Here is an 18,970-nt window from a genome sequence, read left to right as displayed (position 1 = left end):
GATATCCTGCATGTTGAGACAGCAGTCCCTGGGGGACTGTCACAATGGGGGATCCGCCGCAGGTAGAACGGCAAATCAGATCAGCAGGACTTTGAGGGCAAGATAGATCGGCGGACCGGACGGTCGCACGATTGGCGTGTGGACGCTGGAATGGGATTCGCGGGGCCGGATCGTACCATCCCGAACGGGGGCCGCGCCAACAACGGTGGAAAGCCTGACCGTGTCATGGTTCGCCGTGACGGCGGGCGCGGAGCTTGCCGTCTTGCAGACGACACAATCGCAAGCATCGGGTTCGGTTTCCTGTTCAGGCGCGGATTCCCCGTGGCTGGCGCAGCATGAGCAAGGGGCTTCCGTCGTCGGTGCTTCGACCGCGGATGCGCTCCGCATACTGAAACACTCCGGCCCGCACATACACGGCATCTGCCCAAACAGGGCAAGCACGATCAACGCTGAACAAACGATCTTCATGTCACGCGGCATAAGTATATCCACGCCGATAGTCTTGTCAAGCAAGTATGGCGGGAAGCGCGGGCAATGTCTGATCGAGAGGACAGACCTGGATATCCCCCTCCTGGCGGCGGTCATGCCCGCCGTACAGCAGGAAGCAGCGCGCGGAGGGGTAGTCGCGTTTGAAACTGCGCAAGCCGCTCAAGTCCTTCGCGGTGTAGCGGGCGGCTCGTTTGACTTCGAAGGCAAGAATGCCGGCCTTGCCGTACAACACGAAGTCGACCTCCGTGCCGTCGCTTGTGCGCCAATAGTACAGGTCATATCCCAAGCCGAGCGCGTCGTTGACGCCTCGCAGCTCCTGATAGCACAGCGTCTCCAGGCAGGCGCCTTCCGCTTCTTCGGGACTGTCCAGAGGCCCCATGGGGCGTATCGAGCGATACACGCCCGCATCGAAGAAGTAGAACTTGGGATGCGACGTCAGCCTGCGTCGCGCGCGCTTCGTGAATGCCGGCAGCCGATGACCGATGAGCAAGTCTTCCAGGATGCCGAAGTAGTTGTTCACAACCTTCCTGTCAAGGGCCGCTTCCCGGGCCACGGCGGAGACGTTGAGCGGGGAGCCCTGAGAGAAACTCGCCGTTTCAAGAAAACGGGCAAAGTTCCCCAGTCGACGCGTCAGACCTTCCTCCTGGACTTCTTCGCGGAGGTAGGTGCGGAAATAGGACGCAAGATGTGCATCCGGCGCCGCACTCTTCAGTGCGCCCGGAAGCTGTCCGAACCGAATGGCGCGGGCGAGGTCGAAGTCCTCGCCCTGTTCCGCCGCGGCCAGCGGGTGCATGTGAAACGTAAGAGCGCGCCCGGCCAGTAGATTCGTGCCCCTGCGTCTCAGGCTTCGGGCGCTGGAACCCGTCATGGCGAAACGGAGTCCCCGGCTCTCGATGAGCCGGTGCACTTCATTCAGCAGCGCGGGAACGCGCTGGATTTCGTCCAGCACGACCCAGTCCCAGCGCCGATCGCCAACCAACGTGTCCAGCCGGTGCGGCCGAGCCAGCAGCTCGGTATACAGGTCGTCGTTCAGCAGGTCGAGGTAGAGACTGCCTTCGGCATCGAGACCCCGATGCAGCCAGGTCGTCTTTCCTGTACCTCGCGGGCCAAACAGGAAGAAACTCTGTCCAGTGGCCCATGGTTGCTTCAGTAATCTGGTGTACATAATGGTCAGAATACAGATATATATGACCTTGTCAATACCCAAATCGCTCGGTCATGAGCCATGTGCGGCTTCGCCGCGTCATTGGTCATTGGTGACAGTTCCTTCCTCTGCCGCTTGCCACACGGTAGGTTGTAAACCAAATGCCGCATGTAGTGGTCTTGTTTCATTTATGAGATCGTTTTGAGTTCGTTCGTGAAGAGTTCGTGAGGGGTCATGAAGTCGAGGATCCGGCGCGGGTAGTTATTGATCCATAGCTCGATGTCGCGGATTTTCTGCTTGGTAAAGCGCGCGATATCCCGGCCCTTGGCCACGAACCGTCTGATCATCCTGTTGCCGTTCTCGTTCGATCCGCGTTCCCAGGATGAGTATGGGTGGGCGTAGAAGATCTGGGTTCGCTGTTGCTTCGAGAAGGAAGAGGCTTCTAAGGCTTCGAAGTCCAGGAACTCGCTGCCGTTGTCGACCGTGATGGTCTTGAAGATCTGACGGAAGCAGCGGGAGCCATGTTCACGCTCGAGCCCTCTGAGAACTTTGAGCACGCTGGCTTGGCTCTTATCAGGCAGCTTGCGAATGATCGTGATCCGATGTCTGCGTTCCACCAGGGTCAATAGGGCGGCATTGGACCCGCGCGTGGGGCCGGTCACCAGGTCCATCTCCCAGTGTCCGAACTCCTCGCGCGTCTCGGCTCCTTCGGGACGCTGGTCGATGCTTTTGCCTTTGGAAATCCGCTTCGCCAACCGCCGAGCGCCGCGTTTGCGCCGCTTGGCTCGCTTACGCTTCTCCCACAGTGACTCGTTGCTGAGCCCGAAAATGACGCCTTTATCGATGTAGTTATAGATCGTCTTGGTGCACACCACCTCCTCCAGACCGGCCTGACGCATCCGAAAGGCGACTACATCGGGCGATTCCTTATGTTCCACAATGCGGCAACGGATGAATTCGGCCAGCGCATAGTTGCGGCCCAGCCTCAGACCGGGCCCCCTTGCGGTGGCGTGGTAATCATGGAGGTCCTGGCCGCGATCGCTGCTGTAGGTCCGGTATTCCCGCCACTCCGAGTCCCGGTGGGTCACCGTCCCGCGCTTGAGCTCACGCTGGATCGTACGCGGGTGACGCTCCAAGGCGGCCGCGATGTCCCGTGGGGGGATCCCCCCACGGGACATCCGCTCAATCACCATGCGCTCCACCCTCGTCAAGTGCTTGCCCTTCCTGCTATTCTGATTCTGTTCCATGCCGTCTCCTTCCTCTGTTGTCCTGTTGTAAGACCACAAAGGATAGCGAACCACGGCATGGAACGCTCTCTCCTATACCTGCGGCATTTCACATTACACTTCTCATGCCGCTTGCCACACGCCATTTGGGATTGACCCCTGCCGTAGCTGGTTGTATGTTAGGCGCCCCAAACTTGGTTGAGATAGAGCGCGTTTGTTTTGTGTATGACAGAGAGAAGACAACTGGCAATCGGTGGCTTGCTCCTGTTCGTGGTGGGGACACTGCTTGTTCCCGCCATGCACAGGCTGGAGCTGGCCTGTGCCGACGACGACATTGCGAAAGGTGTCCGTCATTCTTGTTGCTCGCACGACCACTCGCGGGAGCACGCGAACGGCCACGAGACGCCCGAGCGTTCGCGCGACTCTCACCCGCAAAGGAAGCCGCACGACCCGTCAACCTGCTCGATCTGTCAGCTCGCGAAGACTCCTGTCGATACGGCGGTTGTGGCAATCGCCTTGCCGCAGTTCGCACCTGTCGAGATCGCCCTGCCGGCTGTACCAAGTCAGCCGGATTTCAAGACCCCGCGCCTCCTGCCCTTCTCCTGCGGACCTCCCGCCTGAGGCGGCCTTCGGCCGCGTCATTAGTCATTGGTCATTTTGCGGGCTTCGCCCGCAGTCATCAGTCATTCGCGGCAATGACCCAGAACCAATGACCAATGACGCGCCGCAGGCGCAAATGACCAATGACTATTGACCAATGACTATTGACGCGCCGTAGGCGCAAATGACCAATGGCCAATGACCGATGACCAATCACCAATGACGGCCGCGCAGCGGCCAAATGACCAATGACCAATCTACCAACAGGGGAGAATTTCAAGATGAAGAGTATGTCCATATTTGTCGCAGCCGCGTTGTGCTGCGCGTCGTTTGTTTTTGCCCAAGAGACCGTCACGCTCACCGATGTGGTCGTGACACCGACCGGAAGCGAGAAGGAGTCGTTCGACACGTCACTGCCCGTGAACCTACTGGAGTCTCGTGATCTTGACGAGAAGATCGCGGTGACGGTTGCCGAGATCTTTTTGAAAGAACCCGGCGTGGATGTCGTAACCGCCGGACCGGGCAGCGTGCATCCGATCATCCGCGGCTTGAGCGGTGAGCGCGTACTGGTGCTCGTCAACGGTGTGCGTCTATCCGAACAGCGCCCCGGCGGAAACCATGTGTTCTCGCTCGATCCGGCCCAGATCCAGCGAGTGGAGGTTGTCCGCGGCCCGGCGTCGGTGCTGTACGGCTCGGACGCGATCGGCGGGGTGATCAACTTCATCACGAAGGGAGCCGACGAGGAGACCGGGCCCGAAGCACGGTTCGGCGGCGAGGCCGATGTGCAGTACGAAAGCGCCACTGATGGCTGGAAGGAGTCGGCGCACCTACGGTTCGGGCAAGGCCGGTTCAACGGCTATGTCGGTGGAACCTACAAGGATGCAGGCAATATCGAGACTCCCGAAGGCGAACTGGCGAACAGCTTCTACGAGGGCTACACCCTCTGGGGTGGCGGCAACTATATCGGCGACGGATGGAAGACCTATGCCGACTACTCCTTCATGGAGGCGGATATCGGGATCCCCGCTCCCGCTGCTTTTGCCGAGGACTACTTCAAGGGCGAGAAACACCATCGCCTTGCGCTCGGCTTCGAGGCCGACGACTTCACCGGTGCAACAGAGCGTTTCAGCATCGACTTCGGCTGGCAGCGGCATAACCGGCATCGCTACCGCCGCAAGGTCGATGGGCTTCCGCCGCCGATTCAGGCCAGTGGAGGTGACCTGGATGTCAACATCTGGCTCGATATCGACACCTATACGCTCAAGCCGCAGGTCGTGCTCGTTCCCAACGATACGCACCGCGTGACGTTCGGTCTGGACACGTTCTATGAGGACGCAACGTCTGACCGCACGATCCAAGACAGCGCATCCTCGTGGGCGCATCCAAAGTTCGACGGCGTGCCGGTCATCCCGAACTCTACACGCATGGGCGTTGGGGCATTTGTGCAGGACGAGATCGCTCTGGGCGACCGCTGGGTCGTCACACCGGGGCTCCGCGCCGACTGGATAGAGGCGCAGACGGACGGGCACCCGCGTCACCAACTCGCCGGCGAGGAGACCTCCGAAAGCAGCGCGGTGAGCGGCAACCTGGGCCTGCTGTACAAGTTGAGCAACGAAATCAATCTGTACGGCAACGTGGGCCGGGCATTCCGCGCACCAACCCTGTTGGAGTTGTACTTCGACGGGCCGCACGACGTCGGCAGCGATTTGGGAGACCCCGACCTCGATTCGGAGACGAGCTGGAACTTCGACATCGGACTGAAGACCCGGACCGACCGGCTGCAAACGATGGTCAGCGCCTTCTACAACATGGTCGACGACTACATCGTCAAGGAGAACCAGGGCGATGGCAACTACCTCTACATGAACTATGCGGAGGTCTCTCTGTACGGCGCGGAAGCCGGCGTGGACTACGACGTGGGCGGCGGATTCTCGACCTTCGCCTCGGTGTCGTATGTGCGTGGCGAGAACGACGATACAGGAGAAGACCTTCCGGGCATCCCGCCGCTGAAAGGCCGCTACGGTGTGCGCTACGACGCGACACTGGGCGCGGAAAACGGGCTATGGGTCGAGCTGGCGGGGCTGACCGCATCGGATCAGGACAAGACCGGCCCCAACGAGCGCGAGACCGACGGGTACACGCGTGGCGATGTGCGCATGGGCGTCGATCTCGGCGAGACGTGGAGCTTCGTCGCGGCGGTCGAGAACTTCACCGACGAGCTGTACCAGGATCATCTATCTTCGGTTTGGCAGGGATTCGGCCTCAACGATCAGCCCGGCCGCAACGTGAAGGTAATGGTCAAAGCGAGATTCTGAAAGGAGGGGTGACGGATAACAACCGGCGACAGGTAACAGGACAAGAAACAAGAGCTACTTCAATTCGCCGCTGGGAAGCATGCATTACGCGCCGCGGATGCTGCGGCGCACTTGCGTATTTCTGTTGCCGCTGCCACGTGCCTCCTCGAAGATCTCGTCGAGTCAGGCACGGCGGAGCTGTTGCGGCCAATTGGCTGTGACCATTCTCGCTACGATCACTATCGCCTACTCGTGAGCGTTGCGCCGCCGCAAGAACGGGAGGGCCGCACCTCGCGGCGGAAACACGTGGTTCTGCCTTGTGGGGCGTTTCCGCGCGAGCGGCTGCCCCTGCTTCGGTGGGCTGCCGCATGGCTGGCTGCCGTATTGTCGGCACTCGTGGCTGTGGCTCACGCGGCTGTGGTCTCTGGCGTGCCATCGTCAAGTGACGAGAGCGGAGCGAGTGCATGACCAATGACAACTGACTACTCAGAGAATCCATCTGCCAGCCCCAATGGTAGCAGCGATGCTCATCGGCCTGCAGCTACGCTGCGGACCGTCGTTCTTCTCTTTGGCGGCATGCTGCTGCTGGCGGCTCTGATTGCGTCGCGGCTCTTCGCGCACCCGTTCCACGCGGACATCGTGGCAATAGCGGCCGCCGTCGTACTGGGTCTTCCCTTAGTGGCAACGGCCATGCGCGACCTGGCTCTGAGCCGACCCAATCTGAACGTCATGGCGGCGCTGGGAATCGGTGCGGCGTTTGCTGCCGGGGAGCATCTCACTGCCGCCGCTGTGGCGTTCTTCGTGCAGATCTCGAACATGATCGAAGACCGCTCGGCATCCGGCGCGCGAAGGAGCATTGAGGCGCTCATTCGCCTCCGCCCCGCATCGGCGCGCCGCATCACGCCATCGGGAGAGGAAGCGGTGGAAGCGGCTGCGCTCAGCGTCGGAGAGCGTATCCGCGTTCGGCCTGGGGAATTGGTGCCGGGAGACGGAATCATCGTGGCAGGACGAAGCACGCTCAACGAAGCGACGATCACCGGCGAGTCCCTTCCCGTTGAGAAGGGAGAAGGCGATTCCATCTTTGCGGGCACGGTGAACGTAACGGGCGTCTTGGACGTTGAGATCGGACGGGCGGGGCAGGACACAACCCTCGAGCAAGTGCGCTCGCTGATCCTGGAGGCCGAAGCCACCCGCACTCCTGTCATGCGTCTGGTCGACCGCTACGCCGGCTGGTACACGCCGCTGGTGCTCATTCTGGCTTCCATCGTGCTCTTCTTCACACGCGACATGGATCGGACGGTTGCCATGCTGGTTGTGGCCTGCCCCTGCGCGATCCTCCTCTCCGGCCCGACCGCGGCCGTTGCGGCGCTCAGCGCCGCCGCGCGCCTGGGCATTCTGATCAAGAACATTGCCGATCTCGAAATCGCCGGGAGGATCAAGGCTGTGGTGTTCGATAAGACGGGCACCATTACTCGCGGGCGTCTGCATGTCGTGGGCCTGCAACCTGCCGACGGAGTTACCGAGGACGAGCTACTGCGTTTCGCGGCAGGCATCGAAGCGCATTCGAACCACCCCGCTGCACAGGCCATTGTGCGCGCCGCGCGAGAGCGAGAGATACACCCAGCCGACATCCGGAACTGTGAGGAAGAGCCCGGCAGGGGCGTCCGTGGCGTCTTGAGTGGTAACACGGTGTTGGCTGGTCGCCGCGAGTTCTTGATCGATGCAGGCGTCAAGATGGCATCTGAATCCGACGAGGACGACCGTCAGGGCAGCGTGGTTCTCATCGCAAAAAACGGGAACCTGCTCGGACGGGTAGTCCTGGAAGACGAGTTGCGGCCCGGTGCCTCCGAGGTCGTCGGCCAGTTGAGGGATGAAGGCGTGTCGCATTGTGTCATGTTGACGGGAGACCGCCGGCCTGTGGCGGAGGCGGTCGCCAGGCATCTGACGTTCACGGATGTGGTCGCCGAACTGCTCCCAGGACAGAAGATGGATGCGGTGAAGCGTCTTCGTGCCGACGAGGGGCTTGTTGCCGCCGTCGGAGACGGGATCAACGATGCGCCGGCGCTCGCCGAAGCCGATCTTTCGATTGCCATGGGTGCGGCTGGTAGCGAAGCCGCGATCCATGCGGCACGTATGGCTCTGCTGAACAACGAACTGAATCGTATTCCCTTCCTTTTCCACCTGGCACGCCGCCTGACCTCCGTGGTGCGGCAGAACCTAGTGTTCTCGAGCGTGTACGTGGTCGGCATGCTCGCCTTGAGCGCAACAGGTATCATCCATCCCGTCGTCGCGGTCCTGCTGCACACGGCAAGCACGTTCATCGTGATCGTCAACTCCGCTCGCCTCGTTCGGGAAGGCGAGGATCTGGAGGATTTGGAGGTCAGTGGTCATTAGTCATTGGCGCCTGCGGCGCGTGATGCAACCAATGACCAATGACCCGAACGAAGTGAGTAAATGACACGAGCAAAGCGAGTACATGACCAATGACCAATGACACGAGCAAAGCGAGTATGTGCGCCACGCGTTTCGTGACGATCGGCGCCGCGCTTCAGTTTGCGCTGGCCGTGGCATGGTTGTCCGTCGGCCGAAAGACGGGCGCGGCCGGCTGTTTCCCGGGCGCCGTTCTGGCGATTGCGGGCGGGGCTCTATGGGGGCATGTAGCCCTCATGCTGCATTGGCGGCGGAAGGTGACGGGCCTGGAGGCCGATCTCGCGCGCAAGCCCGATGTGACCGCGAACAGATGGGGCGATTCGGACAACACGACGGATCCGGCGCTGCTCATCAAGGGAGCGCGCGAGTGGGCGGAGCTCATGCAGCGCATTGGGCAGCCCGTGCTCAGCGCACTCGCGGGTGGAACGTTGCTGTACACCTCGCGTTCGTTGATCGGTGACATGAGTTCGTCTGGCTTCCCGATTGCCCACTCTCAAACTGTGGCGGGCCTCGTCGTCAGTGCCGTTCTTGCGTTGCTCTGCTTTGCCGTGCTGGTCTTTATGTCACATGTGGCACGCAGTGGAGAAGGCCCGCGGATACGTGACGGGCTAGGCTGGTGGCATGTACATGTCTGGGCTGGCGTGTTGTTGTGCGCAGGCTTCGCCGGGCAGCTCGTGGGATGGCACCTGCCGCATCGCCTCGCGGCAACTGTAGCGAACGTCGCCGCTGCCCTCATCGGGATAGAACTGCTGGCGGGTGCTGTACTGGGTTGCATTCGTCCCCGATCGAAGAGCGTCGAACCGCCCCCCGCCTTCTCCTCGCGGCTGTTAGTGGCCGTGACAGGTGCAGAAGGATTGCGTGCGGGCATCGTGGACGCACTGGACTATCAGTTCGGCTTTGCGGTCTCCCAAACCACGTTGCCGCGTTTGGCTGGCCGCGCCGCCGGCCCTCTGTTCATCGGCCTCGGTTCTGTTCTCGTGCTGCTATCCTGCATTGTCATCGTGGAGCCCTCAGAGCATGCAGTGATCCTGCGGTTTGGGAGATACCGCCCTGGCCTGCTTGGCCCCGGGCTGCACCTGAAAGCGCCCTGGCCGGTTGATGTCGCTGTTGTCGAGAACACCGGCCGTATCAGGCGGACCCATGTGGGCTCGCATTCTGCTGAAGCCGGCCAGGATGTGTACCGGCCCGACGTTCCCATCCTGTGGGCCAATCTGCACGGATTGAGCGAAGAGAGCCTCATGATCGTGGCACCGCCGGCTGACATCGCGGGCGGTAGCGCCCCCCCCGATTCGACCGGGTCGCCGACCGACAGAAAGCGTCCGCCAACCGTTTCGCTGATTGGCGGCGATGTCTGTGTCGAGTACCGGATTCGCGATCTGGGGCTGTATGTTCGCAGCTTTCGGGATCCGGAGGCCACGTTTCGGGCGGTGGCGGAGACGGCTGCATCCCGCGAGCTCTTTCGCCACGAAATCGACAGCCTGCTGGGAGCAGGCCGCAATGAAGCGGCGGAGCGCATGGCTGCGTCCATACAGGATGAGGTCGACGATCTGCAGCTGGGGATCGAGGTGCTCCATGTCGGCATGTCGGGGATCCATCCGCCGCAACAGACGGCATCGGCTTTCCACGATACCGTGATCGCCCGCCAGCGCAGGGAAACGTCCATTCAGAACGCAGAGAGCCACGCAACGCACCTGCTGGTCGAGGCCTTCGGCGACGAGCAAAGGGCGAAGGACCTGCTTGCTTCGATGGTGAATTCGGAAACGCAATCCCGGGCGGACGTTCCCGAGCAATCCGGCAACGCGTTGCCGAGCGCCGGCAGTCAGGAGGCTCTATTGGAGCAGGGCGGCGGACGGGTCGCCGGCATCTTTGCCGACGCTCTCGCCTATCGCTGGGGCCGCGAGCTTGAGGAGGCGGGCAAGGCGGAACGCTTTCGCCGTGAAATCGCCCTTCTTCGTATCGGCCCCACGATGTATCCGGTGTGGCGCACCATGACCACGATGGAGAACGGCATGCGCAACAGCCGGAAGTACGTTCTACTCTCTCAGCGCGATCGCAGCGTGCTGCGGTTCAACTTCGCCGGATTCGAAGACGGGGTCGGATGGCTGGACGAGGCTGCTGAGTTTGACATCCAACGTGGCGGGCCTGGGCGATCGTCGAGTCCCGAAACCGATTTAGATGAGGAGATGTACGACAGATGAAAACGAACCGTGTTCTTCGATGGTTGCTGGCCCTTTGTGTGGTTGCCGGACTGGTGCTCTACGCAACGAGCTTCGTTGTGCGATTCGACCAAACGGCCGTCGTCACCACTTTCGGTCGTGCCGACGAGGCGGATGTTCGCAATCGCGACGGCCAATCGGCCGGATTCTACTTCAAGTGGCCCTGGCCTATCCAGCAAGTGCGGTTCTTCGACACAAGGCTGCGCTTGATCGAAGATCGTCTGGAACAGCAGGAAACCAAGGACAAGCAGATCGTGATTCTGAAAACCTACCTCGTGTGGCGCGTAAGCGATGGTCTTGCCTTCATGCGCTCCATGCAGGACGACGAGAACGCCACGCGCTTTCTCGTAGACCGCCTACGTACCACGCGGTCGGAGGTAGGCAACTACACCTTGGACGAGTTGGCAAACACGGATCCCTCCCGGCTCAAGCTCCAAGAACTCGAAGAGCGCATTCTGGTGCGGCTGCGCCAGGATCTGGCCGGCAAGGATTATGGCATCAGCATCGCCCGGGTGGGCATCAAGCGCCTGCAGTTCCCCGATCAGATTGCGAACTCGGTGTACGAGCGCATGCGCCAGACGCGCCGCCGATTGGCTCAGAACGCGCAATCCGAGGGACAAGCGATCGCGGCCGGGATCGAGGCCAAGGCGAGAAGCGACCGCGACCGCATCCTGGCCTTCGCGAACCGCAAGGCACAGGCCCTTCGGGCGGAGGGCGACGCCGCCGCGGCCCGCTACTACGAGGTGTTTGCCCGCAACGAGGAGTTTGCCGTGTTCGTGCGGAAACTCGAAGCGCTCGAAACCATGCTCTCCAACAACTCCACGTTTCTGATCGATCCCCAAACCCAGCCGTTCGATCTACTCCAGACGCTCATTCCCGCGCAGACGAACGCTCCCGCGGGTCATCAGGAAGGGGCGACGCATGAGTAGTACGCCCCGCCATACGGACGCGGCACAGAAATCCGCCACACTGCAGGCGGTCGAGGCGTCTCTGCTGCGCGTATTCGCCCTGCTGAAGTGGTTCGTCGTCCTGTTGCTCGCTGCGTTTGCCTTGAGCGGTGTCTTCTTCGTGCCTGAAGGCAAGGTCGCCATCCGGACGCGATTCGGACGGATTGCCGACAGCGGTCCATCGCGCGTCTTCACGCCCGGCGGCCCCTATTTCTCGTTGCCCCGCCCGCTGGATGAGGTGTTCTTCATCCCCACGACGCTGCAGCAAATCGAACTCGATACGTGCTTCTGGGCCGAGCAGAGCGAGTACGCCTATCCGTATCGCACGGCGTCTTCGGCATGGGACGCATCGCTGGTCACGGGCGACAAGAACCTGGTGCACCTTCGGTTGTCCGCTGCCTATCGCCTCGCGTCGCCGAGCGAAACCGTGGGCGGGTCCCCCGCGCTGCGCTTCGTGAAGACGGCGGGGTCCATGGACCGCGCTCGGACTGTCGTTCGCAACGCACTCGAACAAGGCACTGTTCATGCGCTCGCCCGGACCCCGATCGAGGCTTTCTACAAAGGCGATCTTTCCGGCGAACAGATTCGCGCCACGGCGCAGGCCGCGCTTGAGGCCATGGATACGGGGCTTGTGATAGCCAACGTTTCGGTGAACGCCCGCGCGGTTCCGCCTTCCGTGTCGGCAGCCTTCCAAGCCGTCAACCTGGCGCAGAGCAAGAAGGCACAGCGGATCGAGAAGGCGGAACAACAGCGCACTGCGCTGCTGAACGAAGTCGCGGGCATGGGCGCCCCTGCCATGTTGGAGGCTATTGCCGCATACGAGCAGGCCAAGGCGGATGGCGACGCCGCTGCAATCCGGGCCGCCGAAGAGCGCGTCGAAGGCGTACTGCTCAGTTCCGAGATGAGCGGGCAGGCGGCAGCCATCATCCAAGCCGCTCTTGCTACGAAGACCCGTGGAGTCGAGTTTGTCCGGGGCGCATCGGAGCGGTTTCTGGTGATGCTCGAGTTGTATGAACGCAACCCCGCCTTCTATCGCGACCGCCAGATCCAGGACGCGCTGCAAAGGATCTTCGCCGGACGCGTCGAGACCTTCTTCTTGCCGCATGGCGACGACGACACGCTGTATCTCGAGATGGGGAGACGACGATGAACGACATGTTTGCCATCGAGCCTATCGGACAAATCCATTCACCTCACAAGAACCCGAAAGAGACGCCTATCCAGCCCGTGTTTGCCAGCGGGATTCGCGGCACGGTCACGGTGGACGATGCGTACGCGGATGGTCTGCTCGACCTTGATGGGTTCTCCCATGTCTACTTGCTGTATCGCTTCCACCGCGCAGAACAGGTGAAGCTCCGAGTACGCCCGTACCTTCAGGATGAGGAACGGGGCGTGTTTGCCACGCGCGCCCCGTTCCGTCCCAACCATATCGGTTTCAGCGTCGTGCGGTTGCTGTCGATAGAAGGCACCACGCTGCACGTGGAGGATCTGGACGTTCTGGACGGCACCCCTCTGCTGGATATCAAACCCTTCATTGCCCGCTACGATCTTCGAGAAAACGTCCGCTCAGGCTGGCAGGAGGAGGTCGGGGACGACACGGCACGGAGGCGCGGCGTGCGCGACTACAGAAGTGGTCATTAGTCATTGGTCATTGGTCAATGGAGGAGACAACCGATGACTAATGACTGATGACCGATGACGCGAACAAAGTGAGCAAATGACGCGGGCAAAGCCCGCAAATGACCAATGACGAGCAAAGCGAGGACATGACCAATGACACGAGCAAGGCGAGTAATGCTGGCGGGGATGATATTGCTTCCGTGGCTGGCGCGGGCAGATGGAGGAGATGGCTCGCTGAACCAGCTCGATGCGCTGGTCGGCCGCTGGATGGCACTACGCACAACCATTGCAGAAGAGAAACGCGATTGGGATGCACGGCGGGAGCAGTGGGAAGAAGAGATCGCACTCCTCGAACAGGAATCCAAGACGCTCAAGGAGGAGATCGACGACGGCGAAACGTTCGCCTCAACGGTCGAGAGGAAGCGTGCGGCAGCGTTGGCGCGCAAAGAGCACATGGACGCCGAGCTTCTGAAGCTTCGCGCTGTATTGGATCGCGCCGAGGCCGATTTGCGCCGATGGCGCACACGGATACCGTCGGGATTGATGGCGTCGGTCACCGGGTTCGACGCACTGCCTTCGACGCAGACGGAAGCGGAGAGACTGCCGCTGACGAAGCGAGCTCAGACCGTGGCGGCGCTCTACACGCAGATCGAGACACTCCAGAACCAATTCCATGCGACACGCGAGACACTGGATGTCGAGGGCGAACGTCGACGGGTGGACGTGCTCTATGTCGGGCTGGCACGAGCGTTCGCGGTTTCCCCGGGGAACGATTGGGCTGCGGTGGGAGTACCCGCCGATGCGGGCTGGACATGGACGCCATCCACTGGAGACGGGCAGTCCGTTCGACGTGCGATTGACACTCTGAACCGGCAGGAGACCGCGCAGCTCGTAGTGCTTCCCATGCAGGTCGCCGAGGAGGTGGAGCCATGAGAGGAGTCATTGGGCATTGGGCATTGGTCATTTGGCGGCTCCGCCGCAGCCTTGGCGAAGGCAGGTCATTGGCCATGTGTGGGTTTGCTTTTCTCGCGCTTCTTCACCCGGTTTTGGCGGATGGAGCGGTTTCATCGGAACCCGACACGGTGTCGTCCGCCGTTCTTCAAGCGAAGGCCGACATTGAGAGGGATACCCAGGAACTGAACGAGCTTCGCGCGCGAATCGCGGAGCAGCGGCGGCCGTTGGCGGAGCGACTGGAGGCCCTGCAAGCCACCGTCAAACAACGCCGCGCCGACGTGCAACGAATCCGGCGGCTCAGGACCCAGGGGGAGAAGGAGCAGGCCGCGCTGGAAGCGGAAGCGACTGCGGTGGAAGAGGAATGCCATTTCCTGATCGCTCTCTTCGTCGAATATGCCCGTGCTATGGAAACGCGGGTCGGAGCAGCCGAAGGCGCGCGGCTTGTCGAACGACTGCGTCCTGTACAGACGACGTTGGCAACAGAAGAGACGACGGACGGTTTCGCTAAGGCCATCGGCGATCTGCTCGCGCTGTCGGAGGATTGGAATGCCGAGCGGTTCGGGGGATGCCTGTTTGACGGGGTCGCCCTGGATGGCAACGGGATCGAACGACAGGGACGCTTCGCGACGCTTGGCCCGGTGGCCTGGTTCGACGCAGATGGCGACGGCCCCACGGGTCTGGCGGTGACCCAGTTCGGCGCGACGCAACCCGCGATCTACGATCGCATCCCGGACACACAGACGGCCGCTATCCGGGCCCTGGTGGCCGGTGACGCTGCACGCGTGCCGATAGATGTCACCGCTGGTGATGCAATCAAGGTCGCCGATGCAAAACCGACATTTCTGGAGCATGTCAGGAAGGGCGGCTTCGTGATGATTCCGTTGCTGGTCGTGGCAGTGATCGCTGTCGCCCTGGCAATCTGGAAAGCCGTGGAGCTTGGCGGCATCCGAGTGCAACCCGGCAAAGATGTTGCTGTCGCTATTGAAGCCGCAAGACGGGGCGATACGGCTGCGGCCCGCGAGGCGGCGTCGGGAATCAAGCCGCCGTTACGGTCGCTCGTCGAGGAAGCCATCGAGCACCGCGACTCGCCGCGCGATCATCTCGAAGAGATCATGCATGAACATGTCCTCACATCGCTGCCCCGGCTCGAACGGAATCTGGGCACACTGGCCGTACTCGGCGGCATTGCGCCTTTGCTGGGCCTGCTCGGAACCGTGACGGGCATGATTCATACGTTCCAGCTTGTCACGATCTTTGGATCGGGTGACGCGAAGCTTCTCTCCGGCGGCATCTCTGAAGCGCTTGTCACGACCGAGACGGGCCTTGCCATTGCGATCCCGGTCTTGCTTGTGCATGCCTTCCTGGCACGGCGGGCTCGCGGCATTATCGGTGCGCTTGAACGCGCAGCCGTGGGCATCGTGAACGATATCAAGGTGCGAGGCATCGACGGATGAACGAATGGCTCGAACAGACGGTGGCGTACTGGGGAGCGGGCGGGCCGTTGCTGCTGCCTATCGGGATCGTGTGCCTCGGAATCTGGGGGCTGTTCCTGCGTTCGCGCGAGTTGCTGGCCCGAACGATTCGTGATGGCAAGGTCGTGAGGAACGCGCTACACAGTGGCGCGTTGGGCGGGCCCGCGCGCCCTCTTGTCGAGGGGTTGCGCGCAATCCCCGGCGGAATCGCGACCATGGTTTCGGCGGCGGTGACCGACGTGCTTGGCGGGGCAGCGCCCCGAGAAGCATTCGCGGCACGCGAGAACGAATGCATGGAGCTTATGCGGCGGGATGTTCTTGTGCTGGCGGCTTTGACTGCCATCGCGCCATTGCTGGGACTGCTGGGAACGGTCATGGGCATGATTCAAACCTTCGATGCGGTTGCGGCTATCGGCGGCAACACGGGGACACGCGTGGCTGCCGGTATCAGCCAGGCCTTGATCACGACCCAGTTCGGGCTTGTGGTCGCCTTGCCCGGCGTATTCGGACTGGCCCGCTTGCAGCGCATGCTGCGGAACGCCCATGTGGTCATCGCGGAATGTCGAAGCCATGCGTTACAGACTCTGGAATATGAGACAGAAGGTACGGAACGATGAAACGCGTCACGTTGAGCGAACAGGCGGAACGTGGGGTCGAGGTCAACATGTCGCCCCTTATCGACTGCGTGTTCCTCCTGCTGATCTTCTTCATCGTGACGACGGTTTTCGTTGAGGAGACCGGCGTCGAGATCCAGAAGCCCCAGGCGGCGAGCGCTCAGGACATGGACAAACACAGCATCATGATTGCGCTGACGGCTGACGGAAGGGTCGTGTTCGGGGGACGCGAGATCGGCGTCAACGGCGTACGCGGCGTTGTGGCACGTCAACTCCGAGAGAAGGAATCGCCTGTGATTATTCTGGCCGATGGCGACGCTCGTACCTCGCCGCTGGTGGACGTGATCGACGAATGCAAGCTGGCCGGAGCCAAGCAGGTTAGTATTGCCGCTTCGCGGCGGGATTAGTCATTGGTCATTTGCGGGCTCCGCCCGCGTCATTGGTCATTGGAGGGAGGATATGGAAATGCGATTGGAAGAACTGGAAGTGTATCAAGAGGCGATGCGGATTGGGGAAGTGGTGTGGGGTATTGTCGCGAAGTGGGATTTCTTCGCAAAGGACACAGTGGGGAAGCAGTGGGTTCGGGCGGCAGACTCGATGGCAGCGAATCTGAGCGAAGGCTTCGGACGTTTCCATCACAAGGAGAACAAGCAATACGGCTACTACAGTAGAGGTTCCCTCTTTGAAGCGAAAACATGGCTCAACAAAGCTCACCACCGATCCCTGATCGAGAAGGAGGCATTCCAGGAACTGAGTAGCGCTTTGGATACGCTCGGCCGCAGACTCAACGCCTACATCAAGTCGATCGGTCCGACAACAGTCCGCGTAAAGGAATCCGGCCCCGAATGGGATACAAATGACGCGACGAAGGCGCAAATGACCAATGACCAATGACCTCTCCAGTTTTTTCGCACCTCGCTGGACGTGGCGCTCTGTAGTGCTGGCCGGCACGGTATCACTCGGTGTGTATCTCCTTCTGCCGTATCTTGAAACGCTCTCCGCGCCTCCCGAGAAAGCGGCCTCCGTCCGGTCGGTAACCACGGCCAAGCTGCCGCCACCACCGCCTCCGCCGCCACGTATCGAGAAGAGAGCCGCCGAGGCGAAGCCGCAAACGCCAAAGCCGGAGATGCAACAACTCCGCCGTCGGCTTGCCCCAATGCAGGCGGCCATGGACCTCGGCATGGCCATCGGCGATGTTGGCGGGGACTTCAGCGTGGATTTCGGGATATCCGCTGATTCACTGGGCGAGCAAGTCAGGCAGCTTGTGTTCGAGATCAGCGATCTGGACGAACCGCCACGACCGCTTGCACGTCTCAAGCCCATCTACCCGCCTCAGGCCAGGATGCGCCGGATCGAGGGGGAGGTCGTCGTCGAGTTCATTGTGAATGCGGAAGGTACGGCGCGGGACATCGTTGTGGTTTCATCGCGACCGGGCGACATCTTTGCGACGGCGGCTGTCCGCGCAATAGAACGCTGGCGCTTCACTCCCGGAACCAAAGACGGGGATGCGGTGGCCACGCGCGTGCGGCAGAAGGTCGCATTCAAACTGGACTAAAGAGGTCATTGGTCATTTGGCCGCTACGCGGCAGTCATTGGTCATTGGTCATTGAAAAGAGAGGGATATGTGAAAGCCAGGAAGAGATACGTGTTTGGTGTCATGCTGATACTGATGAGCGGTTGCACGATGGCAGTCGCCCGTGATGGTCACGGGTATCAGCACGGGAACGATCCGTTCGAGCCGACGGTCACGCGAGAAGAAAGCACCTTGCTCAATACAGCAATGCGTGTTGCTGGGACCAATGTCACTCAGGCGATTCGGATGCTGCAGACCAAAGAGCTACCCGAAGCCAGCCCAGCGTTGGATTTTGCGATAGGCAATCTTCATTTCCAGAACGAACGACTTGACGAAGCCGCGGCAGCCTACAAGGCGGCAATCAAGAAGCTGCCGAAGTTCCGCAGCGCGATCATGAACCTTGGGCGTGTCTACCTGATGCAGGAGCGGACCGAAGACGCCATCACACTCTATCAGCAACTCGTCTCGGACGGCCAGGCCGATGCGGATATACTGCTGTTGCTCGGGCATGCGCTCCTGATGGAGAACGCGCCGGTGTCAGCCGAATCGGCCTACCGGCAATCGCTGTTGCTGCGTCCCAAGCACGCCGATGCGATGCTCGGGATGGCAAAGGCCCTCATGCAACAGGAGCGCTATGCGGAAGGGCTGGCGCTTGTCGGTGAGATTCTTCAGCGCGACCCGGCGAATCGGGAGCTTTGGTCGCTCCGGGCAAACGCCTACCTGTCGATGGGCAAGCATACCAAGGCCACGCGGACCATTGAAAAGGCACGACGCCTCGGGTGCGCAGACGCGGAAATGCTGGCGACGCTGGGCGATCTCCTGTTGAACCAGGATCAACCTGAAGACGCGCTTCGCGCGTACGAGGCAGCATTCACCGGCGATACACCCTCGATTGCGCGAATGCTCCGCGCCATCGAGGGTTTCCTGATGGTGGGCGACGGGCAGCGAGCGTCCAGCATGATTGCCCGAGCCGAGAGCAACCTCGAACCGGATACCGAAAGCGTTGACGAAGCGCAGCAGATAAAGCTACTGCGTCTCAAGGCGGAACTCGCACAGCAGGAAGCACGCTTCGACGACGCGATGGCGCTGTGTGACGACGTTCTGAAGCTCGACCCGCTTGATGGACGCACGATGCTTGTGCTCGCCGAGCTTCAGCAGGACAGTGGGCGGCTGGAGGATGCCGCCATGACATGTGAGCGGGCCGCCCGCGTCAAGGGTTACGAAGCAGACGCCCTTATCCGCCACGCGCAGATTGAGGTCGCGCGCGAACGGTATGCCCGTGCGGCATCCCTGCTCGAAGCGGCACAGACTTTCGAGAATCGCCCGCACGTTGGCCGCTATCTCGAACAAGTCAGGTGGATGGTGAAGTGAGTGCTTGACGTTGTGACGAA

General features: G+C 61.4%; 16 protein-coding genes. 14 read left to right on the top strand and 2 right to left on the bottom strand.

Annotated features, from left to right (window positions below; translation table 11 throughout):
• Positions 1-505 precede the first annotated feature (505 nt).
• Together L21SP4_RS07660 and L21SP4_RS07655 are read right to left on the bottom strand one after the other, a co-directional pair.
• Positions 506-1,654: an ATP-binding protein gene (locus L21SP4_RS07660; RefSeq protein WP_052882994.1), complete on the bottom strand. Its 1,149-nt coding sequence runs from the start codon at positions 1,652-1,654 to the stop codon at positions 506-508.
• Positions 1,655-1,821: 167 nt separating this feature from the next.
• On the bottom strand, positions 1,822-2,880 hold the full coding sequence (locus L21SP4_RS07655) for an IS30 family transposase (RefSeq protein ID WP_052880849.1): 1,059 nt from the start codon (positions 2,878-2,880) through the stop codon (positions 1,822-1,824).
• Between the two features lie 204 nt (positions 2,881-3,084).
• Between L21SP4_RS07655 and L21SP4_RS13515 the strand changes: the two genes are divergently transcribed.
• The 14 genes from L21SP4_RS13515 (at position 3,085) to L21SP4_RS07590 (ending at position 18,950) form a co-directional block, all read left to right on the top strand.
• Entirely contained in the window at positions 3,085-3,480 is a 396-nt protein-coding gene (locus L21SP4_RS13515; RefSeq protein WP_074041421.1) for a DUF2946 family protein, read from the top strand.
• A 260-nt stretch (positions 3,481-3,740) separates the two neighbouring features.
• A complete protein-coding gene (locus tag L21SP4_RS13350) occupies positions 3,741-5,774 on the top strand; it encodes a TonB-dependent receptor plug domain-containing protein (RefSeq protein ID WP_160300743.1) in 2,034 nt (677 codons plus the stop codon).
• A 450-nt stretch (positions 5,775-6,224) separates the two neighbouring features.
• Positions 6,225-8,147, top strand: coding sequence for a heavy metal translocating P-type ATPase (locus tag L21SP4_RS07645; protein ID WP_082116622.1), 1,923 nt, complete (start codon positions 6,225-6,227; stop codon positions 8,145-8,147).
• An 89-nt stretch (positions 8,148-8,236) separates the two neighbouring features.
• A complete protein-coding gene (locus L21SP4_RS07640) occupies positions 8,237-10,381 on the top strand; it encodes an SPFH domain-containing protein (RefSeq protein ID WP_052882098.1) in 2,145 nt (714 codons plus the stop codon).
• Positions 10,378-11,328 carry a protease modulator HflC gene (gene hflC / locus L21SP4_RS07635; protein WP_052882097.1) on the top strand — a complete coding sequence of 317 codons (951 nt, stop codon included), beginning with the start codon at positions 10,378-10,380 and terminating at the stop codon, positions 11,326-11,328. The genes L21SP4_RS07640 and hflC overlap by 4 nt, the downstream gene beginning before the upstream one ends.
• Complete coding sequence (locus L21SP4_RS07630) at positions 11,321-12,496, top strand: SPFH domain-containing protein (protein WP_052882096.1); 1,176 nt, start codon at positions 11,321-11,323, stop codon at positions 12,494-12,496. Before hflC ends, L21SP4_RS07630 begins: the two co-directional genes overlap by 8 nt.
• Positions 12,493-12,987: a tRNA (N6-threonylcarbamoyladenosine(37)-N6)-methyltransferase TrmO gene (gene tsaA, locus L21SP4_RS07625; protein ID WP_052882095.1), complete on the top strand. Its 495-nt coding sequence runs from the start codon at positions 12,493-12,495 to the stop codon at positions 12,985-12,987. The genes L21SP4_RS07630 and tsaA overlap by 4 nt, the downstream gene beginning before the upstream one ends.
• A gap of 153 nt (positions 12,988-13,140) precedes the next feature.
• A complete protein-coding gene (locus tag L21SP4_RS07620) occupies positions 13,141-13,899 on the top strand; it encodes a DUF3450 family protein (protein WP_052882094.1) in 759 nt (252 codons plus the stop codon).
• Positions 13,896-15,374, top strand: a complete 1,479-nt coding sequence (locus tag L21SP4_RS07615; protein ID WP_052882093.1) for a MotA/TolQ/ExbB proton channel family protein — start codon at positions 13,896-13,898, stop codon at positions 15,372-15,374. Before L21SP4_RS07620 ends, L21SP4_RS07615 begins: the two co-directional genes overlap by 4 nt.
• A complete protein-coding gene (locus tag L21SP4_RS07610; RefSeq protein WP_052882092.1) occupies positions 15,371-16,009 on the top strand; it encodes a MotA/TolQ/ExbB proton channel family protein in 639 nt (212 codons plus the stop codon). Before L21SP4_RS07615 ends, L21SP4_RS07610 begins: the two co-directional genes overlap by 4 nt.
• On the top strand, positions 16,006-16,413 hold the full coding sequence (locus L21SP4_RS07605; protein ID WP_052882091.1) for an ExbD/TolR family protein: 408 nt from the start codon (positions 16,006-16,008) through the stop codon (positions 16,411-16,413). Before L21SP4_RS07610 ends, L21SP4_RS07605 begins: the two co-directional genes overlap by 4 nt.
• Positions 16,414-16,465: 52 nt before the next feature.
• Complete coding sequence (locus L21SP4_RS07600) at positions 16,466-16,900, top strand: four helix bundle protein (protein WP_082116620.1); 435 nt, start codon at positions 16,466-16,468, stop codon at positions 16,898-16,900.
• Positions 16,890-17,561 (top strand): energy transducer TonB, encoded by a 672-nt coding sequence (locus L21SP4_RS12735; RefSeq protein ID WP_082116619.1) that lies wholly within the window; start codon positions 16,890-16,892, stop codon positions 17,559-17,561. The genes L21SP4_RS07600 and L21SP4_RS12735 overlap by 11 nt, the downstream gene beginning before the upstream one ends.
• Before the next feature lie 102 nt (positions 17,562-17,663).
• Positions 17,664-18,950: a tetratricopeptide repeat protein gene (locus L21SP4_RS07590; RefSeq protein WP_052882089.1), complete on the top strand. Its 1,287-nt coding sequence runs from the start codon at positions 17,664-17,666 to the stop codon at positions 18,948-18,950.
• The last annotated feature ends 20 nt before the right edge of the window (positions 18,951-18,970 follow it).

This window comes from Kiritimatiella glycovorans, from assembly GCF_001017655.1.
GTDB classification, from domain to species: Bacteria; Verrucomicrobiota; Kiritimatiellia; order Kiritimatiellales; family Kiritimatiellaceae; genus Kiritimatiella; species Kiritimatiella glycovorans.
This window is presented reverse-complemented; position numbering and strand designations above follow the sequence as displayed.

Bases quoted from the DNA above. Each gene is read 5' to 3' on its own strand.
- L21SP4_RS07660 (WP_052882994.1), bottom strand. From the start codon at position 1,654: ATGTACACCAGATTACTGAAGCAACCATGGGCCACTGGACAGAGTTTC.
- L21SP4_RS07655 (WP_052880849.1), bottom strand. From the start codon at position 2,880: ATGGAACAGAATCAGAATAGCAGGAAGGGCAAGCACTTGACGAGGGTG.
- L21SP4_RS13515 (WP_074041421.1), top strand. From the start codon at position 3,085: ATGACAGAGAGAAGACAACTGGCAATCGGTGGCTTGCTCCTGTTCGTG.
- L21SP4_RS13350 (WP_160300743.1), top strand. From the start codon at position 3,741: ATGAAGAGTATGTCCATATTTGTCGCAGCCGCGTTGTGCTGCGCGTCG.
- L21SP4_RS07645 (WP_082116622.1), top strand. From the start codon at position 6,225: ATGACAACTGACTACTCAGAGAATCCATCTGCCAGCCCCAATGGTAGC.
- L21SP4_RS07640 (WP_052882098.1), top strand. From the start codon at position 8,237: ATGACCAATGACACGAGCAAAGCGAGTATGTGCGCCACGCGTTTCGTG.
- hflC (WP_052882097.1), top strand. From the start codon at position 10,378: ATGAAAACGAACCGTGTTCTTCGATGGTTGCTGGCCCTTTGTGTGGTT.
- L21SP4_RS07630 (WP_052882096.1), top strand. From the start codon at position 11,321: ATGAGTAGTACGCCCCGCCATACGGACGCGGCACAGAAATCCGCCACA.
- tsaA (WP_052882095.1), top strand. From the start codon at position 12,493: ATGAACGACATGTTTGCCATCGAGCCTATCGGACAAATCCATTCACCT.
- L21SP4_RS07620 (WP_052882094.1), top strand. From the start codon at position 13,141: ATGCTGGCGGGGATGATATTGCTTCCGTGGCTGGCGCGGGCAGATGGA.
- L21SP4_RS07615 (WP_052882093.1), top strand. From the start codon at position 13,896: ATGAGAGGAGTCATTGGGCATTGGGCATTGGTCATTTGGCGGCTCCGC.
- L21SP4_RS07610 (WP_052882092.1), top strand. From the start codon at position 15,371: ATGAACGAATGGCTCGAACAGACGGTGGCGTACTGGGGAGCGGGCGGG.
- L21SP4_RS07605 (WP_052882091.1), top strand. From the start codon at position 16,006: ATGAAACGCGTCACGTTGAGCGAACAGGCGGAACGTGGGGTCGAGGTC.
- L21SP4_RS07600 (WP_082116620.1), top strand. From the start codon at position 16,466: ATGGAAATGCGATTGGAAGAACTGGAAGTGTATCAAGAGGCGATGCGG.
- L21SP4_RS12735 (WP_082116619.1), top strand. From the start codon at position 16,890: ATGACCAATGACCTCTCCAGTTTTTTCGCACCTCGCTGGACGTGGCGC.
- L21SP4_RS07590 (WP_052882089.1), top strand. From the start codon at position 17,664: ATGCTGATACTGATGAGCGGTTGCACGATGGCAGTCGCCCGTGATGGT.